Genomic DNA, 18,177 nt, shown 5'->3' with positions numbered 1-18,177 from the left:
CGGGGTACGGGTCGGTCATCGTGTCCTCCAGCCAGTGGCTACGTCGGCTCTGGACTACTTCCCCCGCCTACCCGTCACCCGCGCCGCCACTCACCCGGCTGGGCTCAGCCGGGGCGAGCCGCCCGGGCACCGGCGGCCAGCCCCGGGCGGGGGCTGGACAGCACCGGGATCGCCGTGGTCGTCAGGTGCTGGGCCGGTGCCATGGAACCCTGCGCGAGGACGATCGCGTCGGCGTCGGTGACCGCGTCCACGGCGTCCGCGACCAGCCGGGCACAGCCCTCGCTGTCGCCGGCCTGGAAACGGGCCCAGGCGCCTTCGACGAGCAGCGTGCGGACTTCGAGAAGTCCCCCAGGGTGGCCGAAACGCCGCCCCTCCTCCTCGACCAGCGCCACGGTCGGCCTCAGGGTGCTCTCCAGCGTCGCCGCCACGACGACACGTGGACCGGCGGCCACCGCGGCCGCCGCCATCGGGCGGTCACCGCGCAGTACCGGTACGCCGATCCGCGCACCGGCGGTCTCCGCGACCGCGCCGATGGTCGAGCAGGTGCACAGCACCGCCCGGGCTCCTTCGGCGACGGCCGCGTCCAGTACGTCACGCACCGCCCCGGCCACCGCTTCCGGCCCCTCGCGCCGGGCCCGCGCCAACAGCTCCTCGTCGACGAAGTGCCGTAGTTCCAGGCCCTGGTGGTCCTCGTCGCGCAGGGCGTCGAAGACCGGGATGTGCGCGGGCGAGGTGTGCAGGAGGGCGAGCACGGGCGGGGCCTTTCTTCGGTGCCCTCACCGGGCGGGGACGTCGGTTCTAGAAGCGACCGGGATGCGCCCGGAGCCACTCCATCGCCGCCCGCAGCAGCTTCTGGTCTGCGGCCGGTGCCTCGTCCGGATGCCGTTCCGCCCACTTGACGACGTACGGGCACAGCGGGGCGACGACGATGCCCTCGCGGGCCGCGATGCCGTACAGCTCGCGGGCCAGGGAACCCGCGATGCCCTTTCCCTCGTGGGCCGGTTCCACGAGCGTGTGGACCGGGACGAGAGCGCGCGCGGGGGATTCGAGGACGAAGTACTCGATGTGCCCTACGACTCCACCGTCGGCGATCGCCTCCAGGCGGCCCGCCGCCCGGTCGTCGCGGATCTCGATCTCGCTCATGGGCTTCCTCCTGGTGCGATGGTCAGGCCGTGAGGTCGGCGGAGTCCACACCCGAGCGTAACGGATGGTGATCACCGGGTCTCCGGGATGTACCAGGCAGGCGGCCGGACGCGCTTCTCGTATGGACCAGGTAAAGACCGTGGTTCACAGTTTCGGTTGCGGTTGCCGGTTCCCGTGCGGGGGATGAATGTGGCCACACAGGCCGGATCAGCACCCTGGAGACGCCGTGACCACCACATCAGAGCCCCGGGTGTCCGGGCTGGAGATACGTTCCATCGACTATGTCCCCCTGAACGAGCGCCACGGCAAGCTGTGGCATCTGGGCCCCCTGTGGTTCATGTCGAACGCGCAGATCGCCACCCTCGCCGTGGGCCTGATCAGCATCACCGAGGGCGGCAACCTCATCTGGTCGCTCATCGCGATCGTCGCGGGCACCCTGCTCGGCACCTTCTTCATGGCGTTCCACTCGGCCCAGGGCCCGCAGCTGGGGCTGCCGCAGATGATCCAGTCGCGGCCCCAGTTCGGTTACGTGGGCGCCCTGTTGGTGTGGCTGTTCGCGTATGTGCAGTACGCGGGCTTCAACGTCTTCAACACGATCCTCGCCGGTGAGGCCCTGCACACCACGGTGCACGGCGGCACCAAGATGTGGGTGGCCGTGGTCACCGTGGTCGGCTTCGTGATCGCGCTGGTGGGCTACGACGTCATCCACAAGGCGGAGCAGTTCCTGACGTACACCTTCCTGGTCGTCTTCGGGATCTTCACCGTGGGTGTGCTGGCGACCCTGCACTACCCGGCCGGTTCCTTCGATCTGGGCGGCTTCTCCTGGACGCCGTTCCTCGCGCAGTTCGGTGTGGTCGCGGGCTACCAGATCAGCTGGGCGATCTACGTCTCGGACTACTCGCGCTACCTCCCGCCGGACGTGACCGTCCGCAAGACCTTCTACTGGACCTACTTCGGCTCGGCGCTCGGCGGGGTCTGGCTGATGACGCTCGGCGCGCTGCTCGCCGCCTGGGCGGGCAAGGACTTCGACACGATCCGCTCGATCAACGCGGCCGGCGACAAGGTGTTCAGCGGCTTCGGCGCGATCGTGCTCCTCTTCGCCACCCTGGGCCTGGTCTCGGTGACCGCGCTGAACATGTACGGCGGCTCACTGACCCTGATCAGCGCGATCGACTCCTTCAAGAGGGTCCACCCGACCGTGGGCGTAAGGGCGTTGACGATCGGCCTGACCGCGGTGCTCTCCCTGGTCGGCGCCATGGCCGCGACCGCCGACTTCCTGACGAACTTCAACAATTTCCTGCTGCTGGTGCTCTATCTGTTCATCCCGTGGACCGCGGTCAACCTGATGGACTACTACGTGGTGCGCCGCGGCCACTACGCGATCGCCGAGATCTTCAACCCCCATGGCATCTACGGCCGTTGGGGCTGGCACGGCATCATCTCCTACCTCGTGGGCTTCGGCGTCATGGTGCCGTTCTTCTCCGTCGGCACCCTCTACGTCGGCCCGATCGCGCACGCCATGGACGGCGCCGACCTCTCCCTGTTCGTCGGTCTGCCGGTCGCCGGGTTGCTGTACTGGTGGCTGAGCCGCTCGATCGACGTGGCGGCCGAGATCCGCGTGGCCGAGGCGGAGGCCGAGGAGTTGGAGAAGGCGGCGCACGAACACCGCGAGCCCTGACGGCCGTCGGGCCCTTACACCACCGCTTCCTGGACCGGTCCGATCTCCGGCTGCTTCTCGAACTGCGTGCGGTACAGCTCGGCGTACCGCCCACCGGTGGCGAGGAGTTGGTCGTGCGTGCCGCGTTCCACGATCCGGCCCGCCTCGACGACGAGGATCTGGTCGGCGGAGCGCACGGTGGACAGCCGGTGGGCGATCACCACGGCCGTGCGGCCCTGCAGCGCCTCGGCGAGCGCCTCCTGGACGGCGGCTTCCGAGGTGTTGTCCAGGTGGGCGGTGGCCTCGTCGAGGATGACGACGCGCTGGCCGGCGAGCAACAGCCGGGCGATGGTGAGGCGTTGGCGCTCGCCGCCGGAGAGCCGGTAGCCGCGTTCGCCGACGACCGTGTCCAGGCCGTCGGGCAGCGACCGTACGAGATCGTCGAGGCGGGAGCGGCGCAGCGCGTCCCACAACTCGTCCTCGGTGGCGGCAGGTTGGGCCAGCAGGAGGTTGGCGCGGACCGAGTCGTGGAAGAGGTGGCCGTCCTGGGTGACCATGCCGAGGGTGGCCCTCAGGGAGGCGGCGGTGAGGTCGCGGACGTCGACGCCTCCGACGCGTACGGCGCCTTCGTCGACGTCGTAGAGCCGGGGCAGGAGCTGGGCGACGGTGGACTTGCCGGCGCCGGAGGAGCCGACGAGGGCGATGGTCTGGCCGGGTTCGGCGCGGAAGGAGATGCCGTGCAGGACCTCGGCGCCGCCGCGGGTGTCGAGGGAGGCGACCTCTTCGAGTGAGGCGAGGGAGACCTTGTCGGCGGACGGGTAGGCGAAGCGGACCTCGTCGAACTCGACCGCGACCGGGCCCTCGGGGATCGCACGGGCGTCGGGCTTGTCCTCGATGAGGGGCTTGAGGTCGAGGACCTCGAAGACGCGCTCGAAGCTGACGAGGGCGCTCATCACCTCGACGCGGGCTCCGGCGAGGGCGGTGAGCGGGGCGTAGAGGCGGGTCAGGAGGAGGGCGAGGGAGACGACCGCGCCGGGCTCCAGGGTGCCGTGCAGGGCGAACCAGCCGCCGAGGCCGTAGACGAGGGCGAGGGCCAGGGCGGAGACGAGGGTCAGGGAGGTGATGAACACCGACTGGGCGGTGGCCGTGCGGACGCCGATGTCGCGGACCTGGCTCGCGCGGTCCGCGAACTCCACGGACTCCTCGTCGGGGCGGCCGAAGAGTTTGACGAGGGTGGCGCCGGGCGCGGAGAAGCGCTCGGTCATGCGGGTGCTCATCGCGGCGTTGAGCGTGGCGGCCTCGCGCTGCATGCGGGCCATCCGGCTGCCCATCCGGCGGGCCGGGATCACGAACACCGGGAGCAGCACGAGCGCGAGCAGGGTGATCTGCCAGGACAGGGTGAGCATGACGACCAGCGTGAGCAGCAGGGTGACGAAGTTGCTCACCACTCCGGACAGGGTGTTGCTGAACGCGCGCTGTGCGCCGATGACGTCGTTGTTGAGCCGGGAGACGAGTGCTCCCGTACGGGTGCGGGTGAAGAAGGCGACGGGCATGCGCTGCACATGATCGAACACAGCCGTCCGCAGGTCGAGGATGAGCCCCTCCCCGAGCGCGGCGGAGAGCCGCCGGCCGAGAATCCCGAGGGCCGCCTCGGCGACCGCGATCAGGGCGATGAGCAGGGCGAGGCGTACGACGGTCCCGTCGTCGCCGCCCGACACGATCGCGTCGACGACATGTCCGGCCAGGACGGGGGTCGCGACGGCGAGCAGCGCGGTCACCACCCCGAGCAGGACGAAGCGGGCGATCGGGCGGCGGTGCGGGCGCGCGAACTCCGCGATGCGGCGCAGCGTGGCGCGGGCGAACGGGCGGCGCTCCTGTTCGGCGGTCATGACACTGTGCAGTTGGGTCCAGGCCGTGCTCTCCATGCTCATGGGAGAGACCGTAGGACCTCAAGCGTCGTTGAGGTCAACGAATTCGCCGGATCTCCGGGCGAGGAGTGGCGCGAGGGCTCGTGTAGGGGCGCGTGTAAGGAAGTGTCCCCGCTGCGGCAACCCGCAGTTGACGTGGCATGGGGACCCTCTCGGGATGTGATGGTCGTCCGAAACGCCCAAGGTCTCAAGCGTCTCCCCGTCCGGCAGATCCTGATGCTGGTCCCGCTCGCGCTCGTGCTGTGGATCGCCGTGCGCCATTGGCCGGTGCTCGTCGAGGGCTTCGGTCACCTCAAGGATGCCGACTGGCCGTGGCTGCTGGCCGCGGCCGCCGCGACCTGCGGTACCTGGGTCGCCGCGTCCGCCGGACGGCAGGGCGCGCTCGTCGAGCGGCTGCCCGTACGCCGGTTGCTGGCCACCCAGTTCGCCGCGGGCGCGGCCAACCACCTGCTGCCGACGGGGCTCGGCGCGAGCGCGGTCAACCTGCGGTTCATGGCCGTGTGCGGGGTGCCGCTGGCCCGCTCCTCGGCCGCCGTGGCGCTGTATCTGCTGGCCGAATCGGTCGCCCGCGTGGGCCTGCTGCTGGCGCTGCTGGTCGCCTTCCCGGACGCGCTGGAGATCGGCTCGCTGCTCCCGCACGGGGCGGTCGGTCCGCTGCTGCTCGGCATCGGCCTGGTGGCGTGCGCCGCGGTGCTGGTGCTGCTGCTCGCCCGCAGGCTCCGCACCGCCGTTCTCACCTTCGTGCGCTCCGCGCTGGGCGAGGCCAGGTCGGTGCACACCCGGCCGTCCCGTGCGCTCGCCCTGTGGGACGGTGTCCTCGCCTTCCCCTCGCTCCAGGCGGCCGGACTCGTCGCGGTGGGGCTGGCGTTGGGGCTGCCCGTGCCGCCCGCGTCCATGGTCGTCGCCTACCTCGCGGCGACGGTCGCCGTGGCGCTGATACCGACGCCCGGCGGCATCGGCTCCGTCGAGGCCGCTCTCATCGTCGCGCTGGTCGCGGCGGGCGGCCCGGTCGCGGTGGCCACGGCGGTGGTGCTGGCCTACCGGATCATCACCGTCTGGATCCCCATCATTCCTGGCGCGTTGACGCTCGGCGCGCTGGTCCGGCTGAGAGTCATCTGATTCCCGAAGCCGATCCAACATTCCTGTAAAGCACCATCAGCCCTGGTCGGGACATCGATCGGGGCTTCTTCACGCTCGCCCCAACTACCTTGTTTTACTTTTTACTTGACTCTACATGACAGCGCGAGTTGACTGAAGAGCGTTGATTTGTCAGCCGAGGAGGCAGGACTGTCATGGGGGACGAGACGTTAGGAATCATCCTGGCGGGAGGCAGGGGCGAACGCGCCAAGCCGCTCACCCTCGCCTCGGCCGACTACATCCGCAGCAAGGCCCTCATCCCGTTCGTCGGCCGCTCCGTCGTCGAATGGCTCGTCGAGGCCTGCCGCGACCAGGGCATCCGCCGCTTCTACGTGATCGCCCAGGGCGCCGAGAACCACAGCCAGATCAAGCTCGTGCTCGGCCACGGCGAACGGTTCGGCGTGGAGATCCACTACTCCCGTGCCCGCCTCGACCGGTACAACGTCGGATCGGGCGCCGCCACCCTGCACAACCTCGAACAGTGGGACCTGACGGGCCGTGCGCTGGTGCTGCCGGTGGACTCCGTCTTCGAGTTCGACCTGAACAGGCTGAACGACGCGCACGACGCCGCCGACGCCGTCGTGACCGTCGCCTCGGTCGGCCGAACCCCCGAGGAGATCGCCGGCAAGTACGGCGTGATGCAGACCTCCCCGGACGGACTGGTCTCGGGGTTCGTGGAGAAGCCCACCCTGGACCGCGTCCACCGGATCTTCCCCGAGACATCGTTGCCGTCCTCCGCCCGCACCCTGCCCACCAACGCCGGGATGTACCTGGTCGACTGCGGCCGGCTGCGGCTGGCGGCGCGCAACCCCGAGATGATCCGGCTCGCCCAGCAGCGCCTCGACTGGGGCGGCGACCTGCTGCCCTGGCTGGTCGGGCGCGGACTGCCGGTCGCCGCCGCGCCCATCGACCGGCTCGGCGACCTCGGCAGCATCGCCGACTACCTCGCCACCCTCGGCGACGTGCTCGGCGGCCGCTACCGGTGGATGACCCGGGCCATGGGCGAACCGACGAGCACCGACCCGCCGTACTGGATCCACGAGTCCAGCCTGCGCACCAAGGACAGCGTCACCGGCACCACCCTCGCCCAGAAGATCTCCGAGGGCAGTGTGGTCATCGGCCCCGCCGTGCGCATCGGGCGCAACGCCGAGATCGGGCCGGGCGTGAAGCTGCGGTTCAGCGACATCGGTGACGGCGTCGACGTGGACGAGGGCGCCCGGCTCAGCCGGACGGCGATCGGCGACAGCGCTGTCGTCGGGCCGTACGCCCGCATCACGGACTCGTACGTCGGGCCGATGGCGCGGGTGCACTCCGAGCGGGACAACCCGGTCCGGCTCGTCCACTCCGCGATCGGCGAGGCCGCCGACCTGCGGCCCGGCACCCGGCTGTCCGGGGTGAGCGTCTATCCGCGGCTGCGGGTGCCCGCCGTCACCGGGCTGCCCACCGGCACCCATCTGACCAGCTCCGACGACATCCTGCACTGGATCTGAGCGCCCCCAACTCCCCCGCCCTTTCCGGCTCTTCCGCAGCCCCGTGGAGATCTCGATGGACAGCCCGATCGCCGTCATAGGAGGAACCGGCCGCACAGGCCGGCTCGTCGCCCGTCAACTGCTCGCCCGGAGCGAGAGCGTCCGCGTCATCGGCCGCAGCACCCAGCGCGCCCGCCGCCACACGCCGCCGCAGGCCCAGTTCTTCGCGGCCGACGTGCGCTCCCCCGACTCCGTCCGCACGCCGCTGCACGGCTGCTCCGCGGTCGTCTACATCGTGGAGCCGGGCACCGACGACGCCGGCCCCGACAGCCCCGAGACCACCCTGCACACCGGGGTCCGCCATGTCCTCGACGCCCTGCGCTCCACCGCCGCGGCCCCGCACGTCGTGCTGGTCAGCCAGCGCCATGTGACCCGGCGCGACCACCCCATGAACGCCTACGGCCGGATGCTGGACTGGCGGCTGGCCGGCGAGAACGCGGTCCGCTCCTCCGGGCTGCCGTACACCGTGATCCGGCCTGGCTGGCTGACCGACGAACCCGACCACGGTCATCTGCACCTGGAACAGGGCGACTTGGGGGACGGCCGGGTGGCCCGCCCGCTCGTCGCCGACGCCTGCGTGCAGGCGCTGTACTCCCCCGAGGCCCGCGGCGTGACCTTCGAGATGCGCAGCGAGACGGGACCGGGCGCCACTCCCGTGCCCTGGCAGGAACTCTTCGCCGGCCTGCGCGCCGACGCCCCGACCGCGGCCCGGGCCGCACTCACCTGAGGTGGCCACCGATGTGTACGACACCCCGACGGACTCTGCGACCGATGCCATGACAGAACAGATGACCTTACGCCCCGACGAGGCCACCGGATCCCCCGGCGGCCGTCCCTCCGACGTCACCCCCGGCCGGCCACAGCCGCTGGGCCCCACCGTCGACGCCGACGGTGTCAACTTCTCGCTCTTCTCCGAACACGCCACGCGGGTCGACCTGTTGCTCTTCGAGCACTGCGACAGCCCGCGGCCGTACCGCACCATCACCCTGCTGCCCGACCGGCACCGCAGCTTCCACTTCTGGCACTGCCACGTCAGCGGGATCGGCGCCGGCCAGGTCTACGCGTTCCGCATCGACGGACCGCGCGACAACGGCGAGCTGGGCACCCGGTTCGACCACCGCAAGGTGCTGATCGACCCGTACGCGCGCGCCAACATCAACGGCCGCTGGGAGCGCACCCACGCGATCGGTCCCGGCGACAACGTCGAGAGCTGCATGCGCAGTCTGGTGGTCGACCTCGACGACTACGACTGGGAGGGCGACACCCCGCTGCGCACCCCGATGGCGGAGACCGTCGTCTACGAGATGCACGTGCGCGGTCTGACCGCGTCGCCGACCTCGGGCGCCGAACGCCCCGGCACCTTCTCCGCCGTCATCGACAAGATCCCGCATCTGCGTGAACTCGGTGTCACCGCCGTGGAGTTGCTGCCGGTCTTCGACTTCGACGAGACCCAGGTCCTGCGCACCGGGCCCGACGGCACCCCGCGGCGCAACTACTGGGGCTACGACCCCTACGGCTTCTTCGCCCCGCACACCGGCTACTGCTCCAGCCCTCATCTCGCCACGCACATCACCGAGTTCCGCGACATGGTGAAGGCGTTCCACCAGGCGGGCATCGAGGTCATCCTCGACGTGGTCTTCAACCACACCAGCGAGGGCAACGAGTTCGGGCCCACGATCAGCTTCCGTGGCGCGGCCAACGAGGCGTACTACCACCTGTGGCCGCAGGACCGCTCGCACTACATGGACTTCACCGGGTGCGGCAACGCCGTCAACGCCAACCATCCGATGGTCACCAAGTTCATCGTGGAGAGCCTTGAGTACTGGGTGACCGAGCACCACGTCGACGGCTTCCGCTTCGACCTCGCCTCCGAACTCTCCCGCGGCCCCCTCGGCTACGAGATGGCGGTGCCGCCGGCCCTGTGGGCGATCGAGCTGTCGCAGGTGCTGGCCGAGACGAAGATCATCGCGGAGCCGTGGGACGGCGGCGGCCTCTACCAGGTCGGCCGGTTCCCGGGGAAGCGCTGGGCGCAGTGGAACGGTCCATTTCGCGACGACGTACGGCGGTTCGTCCGCGGTGACGCGGGGATGGTCGGCGAGGTCGCCTCACGGCTCGGCGGCTCGGCCGACCTGTTCGCGGCCCAGGGCGAACTCCCCACCAACAGCATCAACTTCATCACCTGCCACGACGGCTTCACCCTCAACGACCTGGTCAGCTACAACGCCAAGCACAACCACTCCAACGGCGAGGCCAACGCCGACGGCGCCGACGAGAACTACAGCTGGAACTGCGGCGTCGAGGGCCCCACCGACGAGGCCGACGTCGAGTACCTGCGGGTGCGGCAGATCAAGAACCTGCTGTCCCTGCTGATGCTCAGCCGCGGTGTGCCGATGCTGCTGGCCGGCGACGAGTTCCGCAACAGCCAGGGCGGCAACAACAACGGCTACTGCCAGGACAGTCCGGTCTCCTGGCTCGACTGGAACCAGGCCAGGAAGGAGAAGGAGACCACCGGCTTCACCCGGCGCGTCATCCAGCTCCGCAAGCGCTACCGCACCCTGCGCGAACCGCAGTTCTTCTCCGAACGCCTCAACTCCCGCTCCCTGCCCGACATCACGTGGCACGGCACCCGGCTCGACCAACCCGGCTGGGAGGACCCCAACGCCCGGGTGCTGGCCTGCACGTACGGCGGTTTCGACGGTGACCCGGACCTGCATCTGATCCTCAACATGTACCACCTGGGCCTCGACTTCGAGCTGCCCGAGATCCCCGGTCACCGCTGGCACCGCGTGCTCGACACGGCCCGCCCCGGCCCCGACGACATCCCGCCGCCCGGAGAAGAGGAGCTGGTCGACGGTCCCACCCACCACGCCCAGGGCCGCAGCGTCGTCCTGCTGGCGGCCCTGCCCGACGAGAAGGGCACCTGAGATGAGTACACCCGCCCAACGACGCATCCACTCCGACACCCTCGCGGGCTACGTCACGTACTACAGCCCGACCGGCCGCCGTTTCGGCCTGCGCACCTCCGACGAACGGGAGTTCACCGTCCACCTGGCGTCCAACGCCGTCTCCCGCATCGTCCGCAACCTCGGTGACGACTACCGCGACACCACCGCCGACACCGTCGACATGCTGGCCGAGGGCCGGTTCGTCTTCGCGTACGGCATCCTCTACGAGTGGGAGGGCGGCTCCCGGTTCGACGCGAAGGAGATCACCTTCCCGGAGGAGACGCGCGGCCAGTACGTCTTCGAGCACCCGAACTGGTGGGTCCAACAGGCCACCGCCATCGCCGACTTCTATCTGCGCGGCCAGTTCCCCGACGGGGTGTACGACTGGCGCAACTTCCGCACCCACATCACGCTCAGCGGCACCCACCTGCCGGACTTCGCCGGCGGGGACGTGCGCCAGGAGACGGACACCATCTCCCGGCTCGTCTACGGCCTGTCCACGGCGTACCTGCTGACCGGCGAGGACCGCTTCCTGGAGGCGGCCGAGGCCGGCACCCTGTACCTGCGCGAGCACATGCGGGTGGACGACGTCGCCGACGGCATCACCTACTGGTACCACGGCATCGACATCACCTCGTCGGGTCATCGCCCGGTCTTCGCCTCGGAGTTCGGCGACGACTTCGACGCGATCCCGATGTACGAGCAGATCTACGCGCTCGCCGGCCCCACCCAGACGTTCCGCATCACCGGCGACCCGCGGATCCTGGAGGACATCGACCGGACGTCCGCCCTGTTCCAGAAGTACTTCCGCGACCCCGTGCGCGGCGGGTTCTTCTCGCACATCGACCCGATCACCCTGGATCCGAACGCCGACTCGCTGGGCCGCAACCGGGCCCGCAAGAACTGGAACTCGGTCGGCGACCACGCCCCGGCGTACCTGATCAACGCCTATCTCGCCACGGGCCGCGCGGACTTCGCGGCACTGCTGGAGGAGACGGCGGACACCATCGTGGAGCGGTTCCCCGACGAGCCGAACAGTCCGTTCGTCCAGGAGCGGTTCCACGCGGACTGGAGTCCGGACCGGACCTGGGGCTGGCAGCAGGACCGGGCGGTCGTCGGCCACAACCTGAAGATCGCCTGGAACCTGACCCGCATCAAGTCCCTGTTCGACAAGACCGAGTACGCCACGACCGCCGAGCGTATCGCCGAGATCATGCCGGCGGTGGGCAGCGACGGGCTGCGCGGCGGCTGGCTGGACGTGGTCGAGCGGCAGCCCGACCCGGACAGCGGCATCCACCGCATGGTGTGGCACGACCGCAAGGCCTGGTGGCAGCAGGAGCAGGCGATCCTCGCCTATCTGATCCTGGCCGGCACCACCGGCGACCCGGAGCAACTGCGGCTGGGGCGCGAGGCGGCGGCGTTCTACAACGCCTTCTTCCTCGACTACCAGGACGGCGGCGTCTACTTCAATGTGCTCGCCGGCGGCATCCCGTACCTGCTGGGCACCGAGCGCCTCAAGGGCAGCCACGCCATGGCCGGCTACCACGCCCTGGAGCTGTGCTACCTCGCGGCCACCTACACCGGGCTGCTGCTCAGCAACGACCCGATCACCCTGCACTTCAAGCCCCGCCCGGAGGACCTCCCGGACCGGGTGCTGCGTGTCGCGCCCGATCTGCTGCCCGCGGGCACCGTGGAGCTGACCCGGGTGTGGATCGACGACCGGCCGCACCAGGACTTCGACGGCAAGGCCCTCACCGTCCGGCTGCCGCGCGGCGACGAACCCGTCCGGGTCCGCGTCGAACTGGAGCCGGCCACGATGCGGCTGCGGATGCGTACCACGTTCGACGGCGGCACCGCGCACGTCGTCTGCCACGGGGTGATCGACGCGGCCGAACTGGGCAAGTTCCGCCGCATACTGGCCGAGGTCATGGCCGCGGCCCCGCGCCGCGTGGAGTTCCATCTCTGCGAGGTCGGGGGCATGTGCCGGCCGGCCATCAACGAGCTGCTGTTCCAGCGCACCAAGGCGGGCCTGGACGTCGACTTCGTCATCGTGGGCTGTGCGCTGCCGGACGTGGCGGACGCGTTGCTCGCGACGGACGCCTTCCTGCTGGCTGGGGGTGACGAGTGCAACCATGACTGACCTCGCGACCTTCACCCTCCCATTACCCCCGATGCGTGCCCCGGGGGCACCGCCGGGCACCTCCGCCGGTCTCCCCGCCTACTGCCGTGACCTGTTCGGCGACTTCACCCGTGCCGACCAGCGGCGCTGGGGCGAGGTGTATGTGCGCGGGCTGCTGGACGTGCCCGGGCGCAAGACGCCCGCCCGGATCTCCGAGCAGGTGCTCGGCAGGCGGGCCGTGCAGCAGATCCAGCAGTTCGTGAACCAGAGTCCGTGGGCGTCCGCTCCCGTACGGGGGCGGCTCGCCCGGCAGGTGGTGCGGGCCTCGCGGGCCGAGGCCTGGTCCATCGACGAGGTCGTCTTCGCCAAGAACGGCGACCGGTCGGTGGGCGTGGCCCGGCAGTACGCGGCCTCCCAGGAGCGGACGGTGAACTGCCAACTGGCGCTCGCCGCCTCCCTGGTGGGGCAGGCCGGCGGGGTCCCGGTGAACTGGCGGCTGATGCTGCCGGCCCGCTGGGACCGCGACGAACGGCTGCGCGGCCAGGCCCACGTGCCGGTGCAGGAACGCTGCCGGCCACGCTGGAGCTACGTCCTGGAGGCACTCGACGAGATGCTCGACGAGTGGTCCCTGGAACCGCTGCCGGTGCTGGCCGACTGGCGCTGCGAGAGCGACCCCGACCCGCTGCTGCGCGGTCTGGAGGCGCGGGGCCTGGGCTATCTCGTGCAGGCCGCGCCGCACACCCCGGTGCTGCTGCCCCGGCGGCAGGCCACCGTCCCCGGGGTGCGCGGCACGCTCGCCGAACTCGCCGGGCACGCGGCCCGGCACGGTGAGCGCACCTCGGTGACCTGGCACGACCCGGTGACCGAACGCATGCGGCACTCGGAGTTCGTGACGGGCCCGGTCCTGCTCCGCGCGGACCCGGCCGCCGCCACGGCACCCCGTCCGCGCCTGCTCCTCGCGGACTGGCCCTACGGCCGGCCCCGGCCGCGCGCCTACTGGCTGACGAACCTCCCGGCCCGCCGGCTCGCGGAGATCGTGCCGCTGGCGCAGCTGCGCAGGTTCGCCGATCAGGCGCTGGGCCGGATGCACGAGGAGTTCGGGCTCGGCGACTTCGAGGGCCGTTCCTTCCGGGGCTGGCACCACCATGTGACGCTGGCCTCGGCCGCGTTCGGCTACGACATGGTGCGCCAGCAGGCCGACGAGAGAGCGCTGACCCGCACGCGTGCCTGAACTCTCGCACCGCGTGGGCCCCGTACGGATCCGTCCGTACGGGGCCTCCGCACGCTCACTTCTCCCAGCCCACCCGGCTGAAGTCGACGTCGCCGAGTCCGGGCACCCCGTAGTTCGCCAACCCCTTGCGCACGGCGAGGATCTGAGGCCGCTGATACAGCTCGATGTCGTGGCCGAGCTTCCAGATCTCGGCGTCCGCCCGGTCGTAGAGCTTCTCGGCGGCCCGTTCGTCGAGGGTGCCGACGGCCTGGGAGAGGAGCTTGTCCACCTCGGCCGAGCCGACCCCGCCGTAGTTCTGGAAGGCCTGCCCCTTCTCGGGGCGGCGGTAGATGGCGTAGGCGGAACTGGGGTAAGTGAGGCCGGTGAAGCGGAAGATGGCGAGGTCGAAGTTGCCCTTCTCCAGGTACTGCGGTGCGTAGGCGGAGGCGGGCACCTGCTGGATGACGACCTGGACGCCGACCTGGGCGAGCATGTGCTGGACGAGCTGGGCGAGATCCTCGCCGAGCCGGTTGGTGCCCTCGCTGAGCACGAAGCGGAGGGTGAGGCTACGGCCGTTCTTGACCCGGGTCTTGCCCCTGCCCGGGCTCTTCCAGCCCGCCGCGTCCAGGGCGCGTGCGGCGGCCTCGGGGTCGTAACTCCCGTACGGGTGCGAGTTGTCGGTGTATCCGGGCTGGTTGGTCATGAAGAAGTGGTTGCCGAGCAGCGGCACCTTCACCGGGAGTCCCTCGGCGGCGATGCCGGCCAACGCCGTGCGGTCGACGGCCTGTTGGACCGCGTTGCGCACGGTCCGGTCGGCGAGCGGGCCGCCCGCGCCGTCGAGGGTGATGTGCACCTCGTCCCACGCGGAGCCGATGCGGATGTCGCTGTCGGACGCCTTCTTCAGCTGGGCGTAGGCCTCGCTGGTGGCGGCGTTGACCGCGTCGACCTCACCGTTGAGGAAAGCCTGGAGGGCGGCGTCGGCGTCCAGGACGCGGAAGACGATCCGGTCGAGGCGGGGCTGGGTGCCCCACCAGCGGGGGTCGGGCACGAGGGTGAGTGTCTGCGCCGTCCTGTCGACCTCGCCGAGCTTGAACGGCCCTGCGCTGACGGGCAGTTGACCCTGCCACCCGGAGTTGAAGCGCTGCGGGGTGTCATAGGCGGCGGCCGGGAAGAGCGGGGTGAACAGCCTGCGCCAGTCGGCGTACGGCTGCTTGAAGGTGACGCGCACCTCGTGCGGGCCGGCGCCCTGGCTGACGTCGGCGATGCGGTCGTAGCCGCTGGTGTCGGCGACCAGGTAGCGCTGGTCGGAGCCGGAGAGCGCGTGCCACTGGGCGGCGAAGTCCCGCCGGCCCAGGGCCGTTCCGTCGGACCAGCGGGCCTTCGGGTTGAGCCGGTAGGTGACGACCTGGGGCGAGGTGCCGGTGACGGACGCGGAGAGAAGGTACTCGGGGACCGCGTGCGGGACGCCCTTGACGTCACGGGCGAAGAGCCGGGGCTCGGTCATGCTGTCGACGGTCCACACGTCGTCCAGCGCGCCGTCGACGTGGTCGAAGTTGAACTGCGTGATCATCTGCGCGATCGGCAGGGTCAGCGTCCCGCCCGCGCGAAGGGCGTCCGTGGGCCGGGAGTTGATGTCGTACGTGCCGTACGTCGGCAGGGCCGCGTGCCGGTCGGGGTCCGGAGAGCCGGAACAGCCGGCCGCGAAGAGGGTGAGTGCGCAGGCCAGGGCCCACGCGGACCAGACCCGTAATCGCTGCACCTAACGGCCCTCCCCGTGCGGACGAACCGTCAACTGCCCGAACTGTCACGCGAATTGCGGAGCCGGAGCTTAACATCACGATGTGTCACCCACATGAAGCGGAACGAGTTCCATGCTCTCCCTGATCCTCAGGCGCCTGGTCCACTGCACGATCCTCTTCCTCTCCTCCGTCGTCCTCACCTACGCCCTCGCCTCTACGGCGCTCGATCCGCGCGCCTACTTCGAGGGCCGGCAGCCGCCCCCGCCCAGCCGGGTCGTCGACGGCGAGCTGGCCCGGCTGGGCATGGACGACCGCGCCCCGCTGCCCGAGCGCTTCGCGCACTGGGCGGACCGGGCCGTCCACGGCGACCTGGGCCGGACCATCGACGGCGAGTCCGTGAACGCCGAGTTCGGCCGCCGGGTCGGGGTGTCCGTGCGGCTGCTGCTGGTGGGGACGGTGGCCGGTACGGCGGTCGGGGTGCTGGCCGGGGTGTGGGCGGCGGTCCGGCGCGGCGGGCTGGGCGACCGGGCGCTGACGGTGTTCTCGTTCGCGGTGCTGTGCGTGCCGACGTTCGTGCTGGCGCTGCTGCTGAAGACCGGGGCGCTGGCGGTCAACCGGGCAGCGGGCAGCACGGTCATCCTGTACACGGGCGAGCACACACCCGGGCTGGAGGGCGACTGGCTGGCCCAACTACACGACACGGCAGCCCACTTGCTCCTCCCGGCGATCTGTGTGGCCATCCCCGCGATCGCCTCGTACAGCCGCTACCAGCGTGCCGCGACCCTTGACGTGCTCGGAGCCGACCATCTCCGCACCGCCCAGGCCAAGGGACTCACCCCGGGGCGGGCGCTGCTGCGGCACGGGCTGCGGATCTCGCTCGTCCCGGTGTCGGTGTTCTTCTCCTTCGGGATACTGACCCTGTTCACCGGGGCCGTGTTCACCGAGGAGATCTTCGGCTGGCCCGGCATGGGCAGTTGGCTCGTCGACTCGGTGCAGAAGGGCGACGTCAACTCTGTGGTGGCGATCGACCTGTTCGCCGCGGCCGTCGTGCTGCTCGCCGGCCTACTGGCCGACGTCGTGCACGCGCTCCTCGATCCCCGGGTACGGCAGCCGTGACGGGCGTCGGCCGGGGGCGGGCGGTGCTGCGGCGGATGGTGCGGCGGCCGGGGGCGCTGTGTGGACTCGGGGTCCTGGTGGTGCTGTTCGCGCTGGCTTTCGTGGGGCCGTTCGTCAGCCCGTGGACGCACACGGACGTCGACTACACGGCGCTACGGCAGCCGCCGGACGCGCGGCACTGGATGGGCACGAACCGGATCGGGCAGGACGTGTTCGCCCAGGTGGTGCGGGGGCTGCAGAAGTCGCTGCTGATCGGGTTGCTGGTCGCGTTGTTCTCCACCGTGCTGGCGGCCGCGGTGGGTGCCTGCGCCGGTTACTTCGGCGGATGGACGGACCGGGTGCTGATGTTCGTCGTGGACCTCATGCTCGTCCTCCCCGGTCTGCTCGTACTGGTCGTGGTCGCCCCGAAGCTGCGGGACCGGGGCTGGATCGCACTCGTCGGGCTGCTGGCGCTGCTGGGCTGGATGGTCACGGCGCGGGCGGTGCGCGGCATGACACTCTCCCTGAAAGAGCGTCAGTTCGTGGTGGTGGCACGGCTGATGGGCGTCTCCGCCCCGCGGATCATCTGGCGGCATGTGCTGCCGCACACGGCGTCGTTCCTGATCACGGACGCGACGATCGCCGTGGGCGGGGCGGTGATCAGCGAGACCGGTCTTTCGTACTTCGGCCTGGGCGTCCAGCCGCCGGATGTCTCCCTCGGCACGCTGATCGCGGACGCGACGGATGTGGCGCTGGTGTATCCGTGGATGTTCTTCTTCCCCACGGGCTTGTTGATCGCCTTCGTGCTGGCGGTCGACCTGGTGGGCGGCGCCCTGCGGGACGCGCTGGACCCGACGACGGACTCGGCCCGGCCGTCCCGAACTCCCCTGTCAGGGATACCCAGTTGACCGCCGTCCTGGAGGTCCGTGGCCTGACGGTCGCCGTCGGGGTCGAGCGGCGACCGGCACTGCCCGTGGTGCGCGGTGTCGACCTCACGCTCCGACGCGGTGAAGTCCTGGGCCTGGTGGGCGAGTCGGGCACCGGCAAGACACTTACGGCGCTGGCCCTGATGGGGCTCGCACCGCCGGGTGCCCGGGTGGGTGGCTCGGTACGACTGCGTGGCGAGGAGCTACTCGGCCTGCCGGTACGGGAGTTGGCGAAGATCCGTGGCCGCCGCATCGCGATGGTCTTCCAGGACCCGCTGCACGCCTTCACCCCGGTGCAGCGGGTCGGCGACCAGATCGCGGAGGCGCTGCGCATCCACCAGCACCCGCGCCCACGCCGGGAGTCGGCGCAGCGCCGGGCGGTGGAACTGCTGGACTTCGTAGGGGTGCCGAGGCCGGGGTGGGCGGCACGCGCCTACCCCCACCAGCTCTCCGGCGGCATGCGCCAACGGGCGATGATCGCGATGGCGATGGCCAACAACCCCGACGTCCTGGTCGCGGACGAGCCCACCAGCGCCCTCGATGTCACCGTCCAGGCACAGGTGTTGGAGGCCCTGGCCGCCGCCCGGCGCGAAACCGGCGCGGCCCTGCTCCTGGTCACCCACGACCTGGGGGTGGTCGCGGGCACGGCGGACCGCGTCGCCGTCCTGTACGCGGGCCGCATCGTGGAAACGGGCCCGGTGGAGGCGGTCCTGACCCGCCCCCGAATGCCGTACACCCTCGGCCTGGTC

Annotated in this window: 14 protein-coding genes; 10 read left to right on the top strand and 4 right to left on the bottom strand. The window is 70.7% G+C overall.

Annotated features, from left to right (window positions below; translation table 11 throughout):
- Nucleotides 1–104: 104 nt before the first annotated feature.
- A complete protein-coding gene (locus tag AC31A1_RS26690) occupies nt 105–752 on the bottom strand; it encodes an aspartate/glutamate racemase family protein (protein WP_489655764.1) in 648 nt (215 codons plus the stop codon).
- A 46-nt stretch (nt 753–798) separates the two neighbouring features.
- Complete coding sequence (locus AC31A1_RS26685; RefSeq protein ID WP_489655763.1) at nt 799–1,143, bottom strand: GNAT family N-acetyltransferase; 345 nt, start codon at nt 1,141–1,143, stop codon at nt 799–801.
- A gap of 226 nt (nt 1,144–1,369) precedes the next feature.
- Between AC31A1_RS26685 and AC31A1_RS26680 the strand changes: the two genes are divergently transcribed.
- Entirely contained in the window at nt 1,370–2,821 is a 1,452-nt protein-coding gene (locus AC31A1_RS26680) for a purine-cytosine permease family protein (protein WP_489655762.1), read from the top strand.
- Between the two features lie 14 nt (nt 2,822–2,835).
- Here the strand turns inward: AC31A1_RS26680 and AC31A1_RS26675 are convergent, their stop codons facing one another.
- Nucleotides 2,836–4,725, bottom strand: coding sequence for an ABC transporter ATP-binding protein (locus tag AC31A1_RS26675; protein WP_489655767.1), 1,890 nt, complete (start codon nt 4,723–4,725; stop codon nt 2,836–2,838).
- 165 nt (nt 4,726–4,890) lie between these two features.
- On the opposite strand from AC31A1_RS26675, the gene AC31A1_RS26670 reads away from it, so the two are divergent.
- The 6 genes from AC31A1_RS26670 (at nt 4,891) to AC31A1_RS26645 (ending at nt 13,689) form a co-directional block, all read left to right on the top strand.
- Entirely contained in the window at nt 4,891–5,847 is a 957-nt protein-coding gene (locus tag AC31A1_RS26670; protein WP_489655766.1) for a lysylphosphatidylglycerol synthase transmembrane domain-containing protein, read from the top strand.
- A 173-nt stretch (nt 5,848–6,020) separates the two neighbouring features.
- Nucleotides 6,021–7,355 carry a sugar phosphate nucleotidyltransferase gene (locus AC31A1_RS26665; protein ID WP_489655761.1) on the top strand — a complete coding sequence of 445 codons (1,335 nt, stop codon included), beginning with the start codon at nt 6,021–6,023 and terminating at the stop codon, nt 7,353–7,355.
- A 55-nt stretch (nt 7,356–7,410) separates the two neighbouring features.
- A complete protein-coding gene (locus AC31A1_RS26660; protein WP_489655760.1) occupies nt 7,411–8,121 on the top strand; it encodes an NAD(P)H-binding protein in 711 nt (236 codons plus the stop codon).
- Between the two features lie 61 nt (nt 8,122–8,182).
- Entirely contained in the window at nt 8,183–10,318 is a 2,136-nt protein-coding gene (glgX, locus tag AC31A1_RS26655; RefSeq protein WP_489655759.1) for a glycogen debranching protein GlgX, read from the top strand.
- Nucleotide 10,319: 1 nt separating this feature from the next.
- Nucleotides 10,320–12,479, top strand: a complete 2,160-nt coding sequence (locus tag AC31A1_RS26650; RefSeq protein WP_489655758.1) for an AGE family epimerase/isomerase — start codon at nt 10,320–10,322, stop codon at nt 12,477–12,479.
- A 31-nt stretch (nt 12,480–12,510) separates the two neighbouring features.
- The gene (locus AC31A1_RS26645; protein ID WP_489655765.1) at nt 12,511–13,689 is read left to right on the top strand and encodes an IS701 family transposase; all 1,179 of its coding nucleotides are present in this window, start codon (nt 12,511–12,513) and stop codon (nt 13,687–13,689) included.
- 55 nt (nt 13,690–13,744) lie between these two features.
- Here AC31A1_RS26645 and AC31A1_RS26640 read toward each other — a convergent pair whose 3' ends face one another.
- Complete coding sequence (locus AC31A1_RS26640; RefSeq protein WP_489655757.1) at nt 13,745–15,427, bottom strand: ABC transporter family substrate-binding protein; 1,683 nt, start codon at nt 15,425–15,427, stop codon at nt 13,745–13,747.
- 112 nt (nt 15,428–15,539) lie between these two features.
- Here AC31A1_RS26640 and AC31A1_RS26635 point away from each other — a divergent pair, with 112 nt between their 5' ends.
- The 3 genes from AC31A1_RS26635 to AC31A1_RS26625 all read left to right on the top strand — a co-directional run.
- Nucleotides 15,540–16,523 (top strand): ABC transporter permease, encoded by a 984-nt coding sequence (locus AC31A1_RS26635; RefSeq protein WP_489655756.1) that lies wholly within the window; start codon nt 15,540–15,542, stop codon nt 16,521–16,523.
- On the top strand, nt 16,520–17,410 hold the full coding sequence (locus AC31A1_RS26630; protein ID WP_489655755.1) for an ABC transporter permease: 891 nt from the start codon (nt 16,520–16,522) through the stop codon (nt 17,408–17,410). Before AC31A1_RS26635 ends, AC31A1_RS26630 begins: the two co-directional genes overlap by 4 nt.
- A partial coding sequence (locus AC31A1_RS26625; protein ID WP_489655754.1) for an ABC transporter ATP-binding protein occupies nt 17,407–18,177 on the top strand: 771 nt, incomplete at its 3' end. The genes AC31A1_RS26630 and AC31A1_RS26625, both read left to right, overlap by 4 nt.

This window comes from Streptomyces sp. P5F9 (assembly GCF_057961495.1).
This window is presented reverse-complemented; position numbering and strand designations above follow the sequence as displayed.

What these genes read in the sequence shown, in the direction of transcription:
- AC31A1_RS26645 (WP_489655765.1), top strand. Translation starts at nt 12,511, where the DNA reads ATGCGTGCCCCGGGGGCACCGCCGGGCACCTCCGCCGGTCTCCCCGCC.
- AC31A1_RS26685 (WP_489655763.1), bottom strand. Translation starts at nt 1,143, where the DNA reads ATGAGCGAGATCGAGATCCGCGACGACCGGGCGGCGGGCCGCCTGGAG.
- glgX (WP_489655759.1), top strand. Translation starts at nt 8,183, where the DNA reads ATGACCTTACGCCCCGACGAGGCCACCGGATCCCCCGGCGGCCGTCCC.
- AC31A1_RS26635 (WP_489655756.1), top strand. Translation starts at nt 15,540, where the DNA reads ATGCTCTCCCTGATCCTCAGGCGCCTGGTCCACTGCACGATCCTCTTC.
- AC31A1_RS26650 (WP_489655758.1), top strand. Translation starts at nt 10,320, where the DNA reads ATGAGTACACCCGCCCAACGACGCATCCACTCCGACACCCTCGCGGGC.
- AC31A1_RS26660 (WP_489655760.1), top strand. Translation starts at nt 7,411, where the DNA reads ATGGACAGCCCGATCGCCGTCATAGGAGGAACCGGCCGCACAGGCCGG.
- AC31A1_RS26670 (WP_489655766.1), top strand. Translation starts at nt 4,891, where the DNA reads ATGGTCGTCCGAAACGCCCAAGGTCTCAAGCGTCTCCCCGTCCGGCAG.
- AC31A1_RS26665 (WP_489655761.1), top strand. Translation starts at nt 6,021, where the DNA reads ATGGGGGACGAGACGTTAGGAATCATCCTGGCGGGAGGCAGGGGCGAA.
- AC31A1_RS26675 (WP_489655767.1), bottom strand. Translation starts at nt 4,725, where the DNA reads ATGGAGAGCACGGCCTGGACCCAACTGCACAGTGTCATGACCGCCGAA.